At 68.0% G+C, this 12,360-nt stretch carries 10 protein-coding genes; 5 read left to right on the top strand and 5 right to left on the bottom strand.

The window, feature by feature from the left end:
- Window positions 1-9 precede the first annotated feature (9 nt).
- Window positions 10-1,794, bottom strand: a complete 1,785-nt coding sequence (locus tag U1H82_RS08500) for an ABC-F family ATP-binding cassette domain-containing protein (protein WP_322964503.1) — start codon at window positions 1,792-1,794, stop codon at window positions 10-12.
- Window positions 1,795-1,907: 113 nt separating this feature from the next.
- Here U1H82_RS08500 and U1H82_RS08495 point away from each other — a divergent pair, with 113 nt between their 5' ends.
- The 3 genes from U1H82_RS08495 (at window position 1,908) to U1H82_RS08485 (ending at window position 4,356) form a co-directional block, all read left to right on the top strand.
- Complete coding sequence (locus U1H82_RS08495) at window positions 1,908-2,225, top strand: PepSY domain-containing protein (RefSeq protein WP_322964502.1); 318 nt, start codon at window positions 1,908-1,910, stop codon at window positions 2,223-2,225.
- A 60-nt stretch (window positions 2,226-2,285) separates the two neighbouring features.
- A complete protein-coding gene (locus tag U1H82_RS08490) occupies window positions 2,286-2,975 on the top strand; it encodes a response regulator transcription factor (protein ID WP_322964501.1) in 690 nt (229 codons plus the stop codon).
- Between the two features lie 70 nt (window positions 2,976-3,045).
- Window positions 3,046-4,356 carry a sensor histidine kinase gene (locus tag U1H82_RS08485; protein ID WP_322964769.1) on the top strand — a complete coding sequence of 437 codons (1,311 nt, stop codon included), beginning with the start codon at window positions 3,046-3,048 and terminating at the stop codon, window positions 4,354-4,356.
- A gap of 334 nt (window positions 4,357-4,690) precedes the next feature.
- On the opposite strand, the gene U1H82_RS08480 is transcribed toward U1H82_RS08485, so the two are convergent.
- Together U1H82_RS08480 and U1H82_RS08475 are read right to left on the bottom strand one after the other, a co-directional pair.
- The gene (locus tag U1H82_RS08480; RefSeq protein ID WP_322964500.1) at window positions 4,691-5,704 is read right to left on the bottom strand and encodes an LLM class flavin-dependent oxidoreductase; all 1,014 of its coding nucleotides are present in this window, start codon (window positions 5,702-5,704) and stop codon (window positions 4,691-4,693) included.
- Window positions 5,705-5,753: 49 nt separating this feature from the next.
- Window positions 5,754-8,039 (bottom strand): S8 family serine peptidase, encoded by a 2,286-nt coding sequence (locus U1H82_RS08475; RefSeq protein WP_322964499.1) that lies wholly within the window; start codon window positions 8,037-8,039, stop codon window positions 5,754-5,756.
- Window positions 8,040-8,221: 182 nt separating this feature from the next.
- Here U1H82_RS08475 and U1H82_RS08470 point away from each other — a divergent pair, with 182 nt between their 5' ends.
- Together U1H82_RS08470 and dapD are read left to right on the top strand one after the other, a co-directional pair.
- Window positions 8,222-8,884, top strand: a complete 663-nt coding sequence (locus U1H82_RS08470) for a pyrimidine 5'-nucleotidase (protein WP_322964498.1) — start codon at window positions 8,222-8,224, stop codon at window positions 8,882-8,884.
- A gap of 2 nt (window positions 8,885-8,886) precedes the next feature.
- On the top strand, window positions 8,887-9,714 hold the full coding sequence (dapD, locus tag U1H82_RS08465) for a 2,3,4,5-tetrahydropyridine-2,6-dicarboxylate N-succinyltransferase (RefSeq protein WP_322964497.1): 828 nt from the start codon (window positions 8,887-8,889) through the stop codon (window positions 9,712-9,714).
- A gap of 260 nt (window positions 9,715-9,974) precedes the next feature.
- On the opposite strand, the gene U1H82_RS08460 is transcribed toward dapD, so the two are convergent.
- Window positions 9,975-11,516, bottom strand: a complete 1,542-nt coding sequence (locus U1H82_RS08460) for a glycine betaine ABC transporter substrate-binding protein (RefSeq protein WP_322964496.1) — start codon at window positions 11,514-11,516, stop codon at window positions 9,975-9,977.
- Window positions 11,513-12,256, bottom strand: coding sequence for an ATP-binding cassette domain-containing protein (locus tag U1H82_RS08455; protein WP_322964495.1), 744 nt, complete (start codon window positions 12,254-12,256; stop codon window positions 11,513-11,515). Before U1H82_RS08455 ends, U1H82_RS08460 begins: the two co-directional genes overlap by 4 nt.
- Between the last annotated feature and the right edge of the window lie 104 nt (window positions 12,257-12,360).

The raw sequence follows: 12,360 nt of genomic DNA, 5'->3' as shown, positions 1-12,360 counted from the left end.
GGCGGAGGCTCAACTGGCCAGCGCCTCGACCTGTTCGGCCAGTTCCAGCCAGCGCATCTCGGCCTCGTCCTTTTCCCCGCGCGCCTTTTCGATCGCCTTCATCAGCCGGTCGAACTGGCCGGGGTCCTTGGCATAGAGATCGGGGTCGGCGAGCTTTTCCTCGTCGCGCGCGATCACGGCTTCCAGTTCCTCGATCCGCTTGGGCAGAAGTTCGTAGTCGCGCTGGTCCTTGTAGCTGAGCTTGGTCTTCGCCTGGACCGGCGCGGCGGGGGAGGGGGCGGCCTTGGGCGCGGCCTTTTTCGCCTCCGCCGGTGCCTTGCGCTTGGCGACCCAGTCGGCATAGCCGCCCGCCACCACATCGACCGTGCCCGAGCCATCGAGCCCCAGGGTCACCGTGACGGTGCGGTCGAGAAAGTCGCGGTCGTGGCTGACGATCAGGACGGTGCCGTCATAATCGCCGATCACCTCCTGCAGCAGGTCGAGCGTCTCCAGATCGAGATCGTTGGTCGGTTCGTCGAGCACCAGCAGATTGGATTCGCGCGCGAACTCGCGGGCGAGGAGCAGGCGCGAGCGTTCGCCACCCGACAGCGTCCCGATCTTCGCCTCGGCCAGCGAGGGATCGAACAGGAACTCCTTGAGATAGCCATGGATATGCTTGCGCACGCCCCGCACGTCGATCCAGTCGCCGCCGTCCGCCAGCACCTCGCGCACCCGCTTTTCCGGCGCCATCAGTTTCCGCTGCTGGTCGATGATGACACCGTCCAGCGTCTTGGCGAGGAAGACCGTCCCCTCGTCGGGTTCGATTTCGCCGGTCAGCAGCTTCAGCAACGTCGTCTTGCCTGCGCCGTTCGCGCCGACCAGGCCGATGCGGTCGCCGCGCGTGACCTTCAAGCTCAGATCCTTGATGATCGTGCGGTCGCCGTAGCGCTTGGTGACATGCTCGGCCTTGATGACCTCCTTGGTCTTCACATCGTCCGACGCGATGCCGAGCTTGGCGGCACCCTGCGGCCCGATCATCGCGGCGCGGGTGGCGCGCATCTGGTGCAGCTTTTCCAGACGGCCCTGATTGCGCTTGCGCCGCGCGGTGACGCCGCGGTGGAGCCAATGCTCCTCGATCTTGAGCTTGGCATCGAGCTTCTCGGCGGCGCGCTGTTCCTCGGCATAGACCTGTTCGGTCCAGGCGTCGAAGCCGCCGAAGCCGACCTCGTTGCGGCGCATCTGGCCCCGGTCGAGCCACAGCGTCGACTTGGTCAGGCGGGTCAGGAAGGTGCGGTCATGGCTGATGACCACGAAGGCGCCGGTGAAGCGCTTCAGCCAGTCCTCCAGCCATTCGATCGCGGCGAGGTCGAGATGGTTGGTCGGCTCGTCGAGCAGCAGCACGTCCGGGTTCATCGCCAGTGCGCGGACGATCGCGGCGCGCCTTTTCTCGCCGCCGCTGGCGGTGGATGCGTCACGGGTCAGGTCGATACCGAGTTGTCCGGCGATCGCCTCGGCCTCGTAACTCTCCGGCGCGCCTCCGCCCGACAGGACATAGTCCATCAGCGTGGCACAGCCGGTCAGGTCCGGGTCTTGCTCGAGGTAAACGACATGGGTGCCCGGCACGATCATACGCCGCCCCTCGTCCGAATCGATGATCCCGGCGATCAGTTTCAGGAGCGTCGATTTGCCCGCCCCGTTGCGCCCGATCAGCGCCAGCCGATCGCGCGGACCGATATGGATGTCGAGATGCCGGAAGAGCCAGCCCGAGCCTTGCACAAGGCCCAGGTCTTCATAGGAAAGAACGGGTGCTGCCATGATAGCCATGCAGTTAGGGGCCCGCGGGGAACCCGGCAAGCGCCTCGCGCGCTGTCGGGGGCCTGCATGATCCATTCAGAGGCTGTTCAACGGTTGCCCGCTATGCCAGTTTTATGTCGATGACCGTCCTTCTGGCTCTGCTTGCCGCACCGATGGCTTCGCCGCCGATGATCGAGCCGCCGATGGGAATGGCCTTTGATCAGCGTCGCGGCGATCAGATGCGCGCCTATCAGCAGCGCAAGGAAGGCAATTTGTCGCTGCGCGAGATCGAGGCGCGGGTGGTGCCGACCATGCGCGATTCGCAATATATCGGCTTCGATTATGATGCGTCGGCGGCGGTTTACACGCTCAAATTCCTGCGCAATGGCACGGTCATCTGGGTGGAGGTGGACGCCCGCACCGGCAAGGTCATCGGCCGGACCGACGGCTGATGACCGGCCTGTCGGACAGCCCCGTGGAATTAGGCCGTTAGGATTACAGGGAGTTTTGCGATGCGCGTTCTGATCGTCGAGGACGAGCCCAATCTCGGCCAGCAGTTGAAGGCCACGCTGGAGGGGGCCGGCTATGCCATCGACCTCGCCACCGATGGCGAGGAGGGGCATTTCCTGGGCTCGACCGAAAGCTATGACGCGATCGTGCTCGACCTGGGCCTGCCGGAGATTGACGGGCTGACCGTGCTCGACCGCTGGCGGAAAGAGGGCAAGACCATGCCGGTCCTCGTCCTGACCGCGCGCGACAGCTGGTCGGACAAGGTGGCCGGGCTGGATGCCGGTGCGGACGATTATGTCGCAAAGCCCTTCCAAACCGAGGAGCTGATCGCCCGCCTGCGCGCGCTGATCCGGCGTGCCAGCGGCAATGCCTCGTCCGAACTGACCGCAGGCGACGTCCGTCTCGACACCCGCTCGGGCAAGGTCACGCGCGCGGGCGAGCCGGTGAAGCTGACCGCGCAGGAATATAAGCTGCTCTCCTATCTGCTCCACCACAAGGGCAAGGTGGTCAGCCGTACCGAGCTGATCGAGCATATCTACGACCAGGATTTCGACCGCGATTCGAACACGATCGAGGTGTTCGTGACGCGCATCCGCAAGAAGCTGGGCCAGGATGTCATCACCACCATCCGGGGCCTCGGCTACAGCCTGGACGATCCGGCGGCGGGGGCGTCTTCGGGTTCGGCGGCCTGATACGATTCTTCCTGTGACAGACGGTAGCACCTCGCGCCCGACCCTGCGGACGGGATCGCTGTCGCGTCGCATGATCCTGATCGCCGCGGGGTGGATCATGGTCCTGCTGACCGGCGGCGGCTTTGCGCTCGACCGGGTGCTGGTGTCCGCCGTCACCCAGAATTTCGATGACCGCCAGGCCTATGTCCTCCAGTCGCTGCTGGTGTCGGCGGCGATCGATTCGCAAGGCGAGGTCATGTTCAATCGCGAACCTGCCGATCAGGGGTTCGTGGAGCCGGGATCGGGCATTTACTGGCAGGTGTCGGGCCAGGGGCATGAGCCGTTTCCCTCGCGTTCGCTCTGGGATCGGCGGCTGGCGTACGGCACGCCGCACAATGACGACACGATCCATGTCTATACCAGCACCCAGTTCCCAGACGAGAAGCTGCGCATCGTCGAACGCGATGTGAAACTGCCCGGCTCGGACGTGCGCTGGCGGTTCCAGGTGGCGCAGCGGACCACCGGGCTCGATGCGCAGATCGGGGCGTTGCGGCGGACGCTGGTGCGCAGCTTCGCGCTGCTGGGCGTCGGTCTGTTGCTGATGGCGGCATTGCAGACCTTTTACGGCCTCTATCCGTTGCGCCGCGTGCGCGAGGAGATCGCGGCGATGCGCGCAGGGAAAGCCGACCGCATCTCCGACGCGATGCCCAACGAGGTCGCGCCGATGGTCGAGGAGCTCAATGCGCTGATCGAGCATAACGAGAAACAGGCCGAGGAAGCGCGGCGCCATGCGGGCAACCTGGCCCATGCGCTCAAGACTCCGCTGACCGTCATCATGAACGCCGCGACCGCGCATGCCGACGATCTGGCCGAAACCGTCATCCGCGAAGCGCGGACGATGCGGCGGCAGGTCGACCATCATCTGGCGCGCGCCCGCGCGGTCGGGCGGCGCGGCTCCGCCCACAGCCGCGCCGAGGTCTGGCCCAGCCTGCAATCGGTCGAACGCGCGGTCGGCCGCCTCTATCGCCATGTCCGCATCGATGTGGACGGGCCGAAGGACCTGGTTGTCCATGTCGAGCGCCAGGATCTGGACGAGATGCTCGGCAACCTCGTCGAGAACGCGGCGAAATATGGCGGCGGCAGCGTCTTCGTGACGGTCGGGGCCCAGGCCGGGTTCGTCGAAATCCTGGTCGAGGACGACGGCACCGGCATCCCCGAGAACGAACGCGTCCGCATCTTCGATCGCGGCGTCCGGCTGGACACGGGCAAGCCGGGCACCGGCCTGGGCCTCGCCATCGTGCGCGACGTGGCGGAGATTTACGGTGGCACGGTGTCGTTGGAAGAGAGCGAGGATTTGGGCGGGTTGCTGGTGCGGCTCAGGCTTCCGGCGGCGGTGGGATAGTTTGGTTCACGCGAAGCCGCGATGACGCGAAGAGAGAAGAAGGATGGTTCGCGCGGAGGCGCGGAGGCGCGGAGAACGTGGAGGTGCTGGACGCGGCGCCGGGCCAGATGTCCCCTTCCTATGTCGTTGCTTACGGTCTGAAGAGGTTTCATTCCTCCCCTGCAAGGGGAGGGGGACCAGCGAAGCCGGTGGAGGGGTGTCGCCCCTATCGATAGCGCGACACCCCTCCGTCAGGCCTTCGGCCTGCCACCTCCCCTGCCAGGGGAGGAAAGACTTCCGGTCGTACAAGCCCAACCTCTCTGCGTTCTCAGCGCCTCCGCGCGAACCCAAAAAATCAGGCCGCCACCAACCCCAACGCATCCATCGCCCGCGCCGCAATTCCGATCGACCGTTTGCGCGCCTCATGGTCGAAGATCGAACTGACGATCATCACCTCATCCACCTTGGTCCGTTCGACGAACGCCGCCAGTTGCCGCTCCACCGTCTTGGGCGCGCCGATCGCCGAGCAGGACAGGACATGGTCGAGGATCGCCGACCCTTGCGGCCCCAGGCTCTCGCGGTAGTTGGCGACGGGCGGGGGCAGCTTGCCGGGGCGACCGGTGCGCAGCGCGACGAAGGCCTGTTGCTGCGAACTGGCCAGCAACTCCGCCTCTTCGTCGGTGTCGGCGGCGAAGACGTTGAAGCCCGCCATCGCATAGGGCTTGTCCAACACCGCCGACGGCCGGAAATCGCGGCGATAAATCGCCAGCGCGTCGTCCAGCGCATCCGGCGCGAAGTGCGAGGCGAACGCGTAAGGAAGGCCCAGCGCGGCGGCGAGTTGCGCGCCGTAAAGGCTCGATCCTAATATCCACATCTGCGGCTTCGCGCCCGCACCCGGCGTCGCGACGATACCGGTCTGGCCCCCAAGATCATTGGCATCGGCGAAATAGCTTTGCAGCTCCATCACGTCGCGCGGGAAGGCGTTGGGGTCGCTGTCGAGCGTGCGGCGCAGCGCGCGGGCGACGCGCTGGTCCGAACCGGGCGCACGGCCCAGCCCCAGGTCGACCCGGCCGGGGAACAGCGCGTCGAGCGTCCCGAACTGCTCGGCGATGGTCAGCGGCGCATGGTTGGGCAGCATGATGCCGCCCGCACCGATGCGGATGGCCCTGGTCGCCTGCCCGATATGCGCCAGCACCACGGCGGTCGCGGCGGACGCGATGCCCGCCATGCCGTGATGCTCGGCGGTCCAGTAGCGGTGAAAGCCGACCGCTTCGGCATGGGCGGCGAGGTCGGCGGCGTTGGCCAACGCCTGGGCCACAGTGCCGCCCTCGACGACGGGCACCAGATCGAGCAGGGAATAGCGTGTCATAAGAGCAAGATGGGGACGACCCGCCGCCCCCGCCAGCCAAGAGCGGGTATCAGAAGGTCAAGCCATACTTCACCGCCATGCCCCGCTCGGGCGGCAGCACCGCGATATTGCCGGGGTCGCGCCGCCAGAACAGATGCGTCGACCACTCGCCCGCACCCAGCTTCACGCCGTGGCGCAGCTCGACCAGCGTTTCCTGACCCGTGGGCGTCAGCGCCAATCGGTTGATCGCCCAGCCATCGACCTGCCCGCTGGCATAGTCCCAATGGTCGGGCAGCCGCAGGTCGAGCCCGCCGCCGGTCACGCGCAAGGGGCGCGACAGGCGCAGGTCGATCCGGTCCCGCCCGAACAGCCCGGCCTTGCCCGCCTCGACCGACCAGGACCGGCTGGCCAGCATCCCGTCGCCCAGGCCCCCGGTCGCGCGGGTCCAGCCGCTGCGCCAGCGTCCGCCCAGCGCCCAGCCATCCGCGCTTTGCCAGCGCGCGGCGGCATCGGCGAACCAGCTGGTCGCGTGCGCCTGCCCCAGTGCGCCGCCGAACCAACCGCCCAGCACCGTCGACCGCTCGGCCAGCCGGGTCATGCCCAGGGTCGCGGCGATCGGGCCCAGTCGCCGGTCGAATCCCAGCGTCATCTGGTCATAGCCGGGGGCGATCATGCCCGGCACCGGGGCGGCGAAGCGGCCGGTTTCCGCCGTCACGCTGATCCCCACCGGGCCCAGGTCATGATGCAGTGCGGCCGAGGCGCGCGGCGCCCGGTCCATGCCGGCACCAGGGTCGGCCATCAGGAAAGCCGCCCCTGCCTGACCCGTCCATCCCGCGACCAGCGCGTCGCCGCCGCTGGCAAAGCCGAAGCCGATCGTGGTGCGCGTATCGAGCGTCTGGGTCACGCTGCCCGCGACGATCCGCTGGGTGGCGGTCGGCGCATCGTTCGGCACGATCGCGCGCAGCCGTGCTTCGCCGGGCATGGTGACGGCGCGGGTCAGCGCGATCGAGCGGGTGCCGTCGGTCACGACCGTTCCCTCGATCCGGCCGAGCAGCGACGGGGCGAGCAGGGGGCGCGGCGACGCCTGCGCCACGCTGCCCGACAGGTCGACCCGGTAGGCGCGGGCATAGCCGTCCAGCGCGACGAGGTTCAGCCCCGACACCCGCGCATCGCCCATGGCGGAGGAGAGGCGCGCGTTGATCCCCATCGACACGGCGGCGGTGCTGCCCGCGACGCTCATGCCGCCGACCGGTTGGAAGGCGGCGGTGAGGTCCAGCGTCCCCCGGCCATAGACGCTGTCGGTGCCGCTATTGCCCGCCTCGCGCGCGGTGCGCAGCAGCAGATCGGCGATCTGTGCGCCGGTCAGGTTGGGAAAGGCCTGGGCAAGCAACAGCGCGGCGCCGCTGATCTGGGGCGCCGCGAAGGACGTCCCCGACCACAGCATCCGGGTGCCGACCGCATCGGGCGCCTCCACCCGCTCGCCCAGCGCGGTCAGATAATGCGCGGCCGACTGGCCCGCCCGGTTGCTGAAGGACGAGATGGTCCCGCTGGCCCCCACCGACCCGGCGATGATGATCTGGCCCCGCGCGACCGAGTCGTTGTTGGCGATCTGCGCCATCAGCGTGGGATTGGACTCGCCGTCATTGCCTGCGGCGATCACGATCACCATGCCCGCCGCCGTTGCTCGTCCGATCGCGGCGAGCAAGGCGCTGGGTGGCGTGTCGTTGGACCCGAGCGAGATGTTGACGACGCGTGCGCCCGCCTGACGCGCGGCGTCCAGCCCGCGCGCGATGGCGTCGGAGGAAAAGCTGCAATGGCCGCCGAGCCCGCCATCGCTGGAGGCGCTGGTGCAGCTGCCCGGCTGGTCGGCGCGCAGGACGACCAGGGTCGAGTCGAACGCCACGCCCTGCGCTCGGTCGCCGCTTCGCCCGCCGACGGCGGTGAAGGCAACGGCGGTGCCATGCCCATCCTCATCCCCGATGCCGCGCGTGCCCGCGACATCGGTGGAGGCCGCCGAAATCCGGCCGGTAAAGGCACCCGTACGATCGTCCACGCCGGAATCGATGACGCCCAGCGCCACGCCCGCGCCGGTCGCGCCCCGTTGATAGGCGGCCAGCGCGTTCATCGAGACCGCCCCCGCCGTCGCACGGTAGCCGGGCGTGTCGTAATTCTGGCTCGGGGCAGGCGTAGGCGTCGGGGACGGCGTGGGGGTTGGCGTCGGGGTCGGGCTGGGTGGTGTCGGGGTGGACTGGATGGCACCGGCACCGCCACAGGCGGACAGCAGCGTGCCCGCCCCGATCACCATGCTCCAGATCGTCGCGATGCCCCCCGCACCACGTACCCCCCACCGTGCCAACCCTTGCCCCCCCCTACGTCCTACTTCGTCCTACTTCGTCTTCGTCATAGAAGCCGCCCGGCATCTTGCGAAAGCGGGATTTTCAGAGTGACTGGCCGGGTCCGGGACGGTTGCGACAGATCGGCGCCGATCGCCACTGGGCGGCTTGCGGCCATGGGGCCTCGCGCCTACACGCTGCCGCCATGCTGCCCGCGCTTGCCCATATCGACGCCTGGATCTTCGATCTGGACAATACGCTCTATCCGGCGAGCGCGAACCTGTTCGCGCATATCGACCGGCGGATGACGCAGTTCGTCGGCGACTTGCTGGGCCTGGACCCAGCCGAGGCGTTCCGGGTGCAGAAGGACTATTTCCACGCGCACGGCACCACGCTGGCGGGCTTGATGGCCGAGCATGACGTCGATCCCGCCGCCTTTCTGGCCTATGTCCACGATATCGAGATGGATGTGCTGGAGCAGGACGCGCCGCTCGCCGCTGCACTGGCGAGGCTGCCGGGGCGCAAGCTGGTCTTCACCAATGGCGACAAGCCCTATGCGCTCAAGGTTCTCGACCGGCTGGGGCTGGGCAGCCATTTCGAGGCGGTGCACGACATCACCGCCATGGGCCTCGTCCCCAAGCCGCAGCCGTCCGCCTATGCCGGGCTGTGCGCGGCGTTCGACATCGATCCGACACGGGCGATCTTCTTCGAGGACATGGCGCGTAACCTGATCCCCGCCAAGGCGATCGGGATGACGACCGTATGGGTCGACAACGGCTCCGAACAGGGGCCGGAAGCGGCCCGCGACCATATCGACTATACCGTCCACGCGCTGACGCCGTGGCTGACCAGCATATTGGAGGAATGACCATGAGCCAGGACCTCGCCGCCACCATCGACGCCGCCTGGGAGAACCGGGCCGCGCTGAACTTCGCAACGCAAGGGGCGGAGCGGATCGCCGTCGACCGCGCGCTGGCGCTGCTCGACAGCGGTGAAGCACGCGTGGCCGAGCCGGACGGGAATGGCGGCTGGACCGTCAACCAGTGGCTGAAAAAGGCCGTGCTGCTGTCGTTTCGTCTCAACGACAACGTCCTGATCGACAATGGTCCGGGCGCGGGCCACTGGTTCGACAAGGTGCCGTCGAAGTTCAGCGGCTGGTCGGAAGCGGACTTCCGCGCCGCCGGTTTCCGCGCGGTGCCCGGATCGGTCGTGCGGCGCGGCGCGCATGTCGCCAAGGGCGCGATCCTGATGCCCAGCTTCGTCAATATCGGCGCCTATGTCGGTGAGGGCACGATGGTCGACACCTGGGCGACCGTGGGCAGCTGTGCGCAGATCGGCAAGAACGTGCACCTGTCGGGTGGTGCAGGCATCGGCGGCGTGCTGGAGCCGCTTCAGGCCGATCCGGTCATCATCGAGGACGGCGCGTTCATCGGCGCGCGCGCCGAAGTGGCCGAGGGCGTCCGCGTCGGCGAGGGTGCGGTGCTGTCGATGGGTGTCTATCTCGGTGCTTCGACCAAGATCATCGACCGCGAGACGGGCGAGGTCTTCCGGGGCCATGTGCCGCCTTATTCGGTGGTGGTGCCCGGCACGACCCCATCGGTCGATGGCAAGCCGGGGCTGTACTGCGCGGTGATCGTCAAGCGCGTCGACGCGCAGACCCGGTCGAAGACCAGCATCAACGATCTGCTCCGCGATTGAGTCCTGCAACGCCGATCCGGTCTTTGGCCGGATCGGCGATTGGTTCGCGCGAAGCCGCGAAGTCGCGAAGAAAGAGATTTTTGTTCGCGCGGAGGCGCGGAGGACGCGGAGGTGGATCGCGTTTGGCAAACGTCCTATTTTCATCGCAGGCCGGAGAGGCGGGATGAAGGCGGCCGCCGGATATGACACCTCCGCGTTCTCCGCGCCTCCGCGCGAACCTCATTCTTCTTCGCGACTTCGCGGCTTCGCGTGAACCAAAACTACAACCCCACCCGCTTGGCCAGCCACCGCGCCGCCGCTTCCGGGCTTTCCTTCGCCGCGTCATCCCGATCCACCCGGTAGTTCGCCTCGCGCATCGCCTCGACCGGAATCCGGTTCAGCATCGGCTGCAGCGCCTGTACGAACCTGGCGTCCCCCGCCCGGTCCTTCGCGACCAGCACCACCGCGTCATAACCGGGGATCGCATGGCTGGGATCGCTCAGTACGGTCAGCGTGTCCGCCGCGATTCGACCATCGGAGGAAAAGGCGGAGATCACATCGGCCCGCCCGCTCGCCAGGGCGCGGTACATGAAGGTCGGGCTGTACGGCGTCATGCTGGCGAAGCGTAGACCATAGGCGTCGCGCACTGCCGCCCATTCGGGCCGGTCGAGAAACTCCAGATCGCTGCCCAGCTTCAGCCGAGGGGACACCCGCGCCAGATCGGTGAGCGACCGCACCCCCAGCCGGTCAGCGAGCGGGGCCTTCATCGCAAAGGCATAGGCATTCTCGAATCCCAGCGGCCCGAGCATCGCGACATCGCGCGTCGCTGCCCAGTCCTTCAGCGCGCCCAGCATCGCCGTGCGTGGGGGCGAGTCATGCCGGTGCATCGCGGTCGTCCACAGCGTGCCCGCATAATCGACATAGATGTCGACCCGGCCCGCCGCCGTCGCCTCGAACGCCACCGCCGAGCCCAGCCCGTCGCGGTAGCTCACATCATAGCCCGCTTGGCTCAGCCGGTCGCCGATCAGCCGCGCCAATATATATTGCTCGGAAAAATTCTTCGCGCCGATCACCACCTGACGCCGCGCTTCGCCCCCGCGCGGCCAGAGCGGCTGCGTCGCCAAGGCCACGCCCAGCGTCAGCGCAACCAGCCCGCCGATCCACATCCAGCGCCGTCGGGTCGCCAGGCCGCGTTCGATCGCCCCGATCAGCGCATCGACTATCAGGGCCAGCGCAGCGGCCGCGAAACACCCCGCCAGCACCAGCGCCCAGGCTTGGGTCTGAAGCCCGGCAAAGATCAGGTCGCCCAGCGACGGCTGGCCCACCGTGGTCGACAGCGTGGCGGCCCCGATCGTCCACACTGCCGCGGTACGAATACCCGCCGCCAGCACCGGCGCGACGAGCGGTGCCTCGACCAGCCGCAGCTTCTGTGCCTTCGTCATCCCCACCGCATCGGCGGCCTGCAACACCGCCGGGTCGAGCCCGACCAGCCCGGTCACACCGTTGCGCAGGATCGGCAGCAGTGCATAAAGCGTCAGCGCCAGCAAGGAGGGCAGGAAGCCCAACGCGGGTATCCCTCCGCCGACCAGCCCCGACAGACTGAGCAGCACCGGATAGAAGAGCGCCAGCAGCGCGAGCGCCGGGATCGTCTGCACCAGACTGGCGAACCCCAGCGCCACCCGCGACAGGCCCGGTCGCCGCGCACAGGCAAAGGCCAGTGGCACCGCGATTCCGATGCCGAGCAACAGCGCCGCCATGCTGACCAGCACATGCTGGGCGAGGAGCGGCGGTACGCGGGCGAGTGCGTCGAGAAAGGGGCTCATGCCTGAAGCGCCGCCAGTCGCTCGGCCTGGTGCCGGGGTACGGCCATCAACGCCTGCGCCGCCGCACCGCCTTCGCCGGCGACCAGTTGTGCAGGGCTGGTATCGGCGACAATCCGGCCCGCCTCCATCACCAGCACGCGCGTCGCGGTCAGCAGCGCCTCGGCCATGTCATGGGTGACGAGGATGGTCGTCAGCCCCAGCCGCGCGTGCAATTCCACCAGCCGTCCCGCAACCGCATCGCGGGTGACGGGATCGAGTGCGCCCAGCGCTTCGTCGAGCAACAGGATCGGCGGCTCGGTGGCGAGGGCACGGGCGATGGCGACGCGCTGGCGCTGACCGCCCGACAGCGCGTCCGGCATGCGATCGGCAAGGTCGCGGGGCAGGTCGACCAGATCGAGCAGTTCGGCCACCCGCTCGCCCACCGCATGGCCCGCGAGGCGCAGCCCGATCGCGATGTTCGCCGCGACCGTCATATGCGGGAACAGCCCATGCTGTTGGAAGACATAGCCGATCCGGCGGCGCAGCAGATGCGGCGGCTCGGCCGTCACATCCCGTCCGTCGATCGACACCCGGCCGATATCGGGCTCTTCCAGCCGGTTGATCATGCGCAGCAGCGTCGACTTGCCCGATCCCGATGCCCCGACCAGCGCGACGAAACTGCCCCGATCGATGGTCAGCGAAACGCCGTCGACCGCCGCGACCGCGCCATAGCGGCGGCCGACATTGTCCAGCGCGATCATCGATTTGGCATCGGGTTGGGCATGCGGCCATCATGAGAAGGTAACAGGAATGGGTCAAACGCGGGGCGCCGCCGTTCGCTGCACGGGATCGCGGCTTTCGGACT

Origin of the sequence: Sphingomonas fuzhouensis, assembly GCF_034659795.1 — a bacterium.
Lineage (GTDB): Bacteria > Pseudomonadota > Alphaproteobacteria > Sphingomonadales > Sphingomonadaceae > Sphingomonas > Sphingomonas fuzhouensis.
The sequence above is the reverse complement of the archived record's forward strand: the minus strand, read 5'-3'. Positions and strand labels throughout refer to the sequence as shown.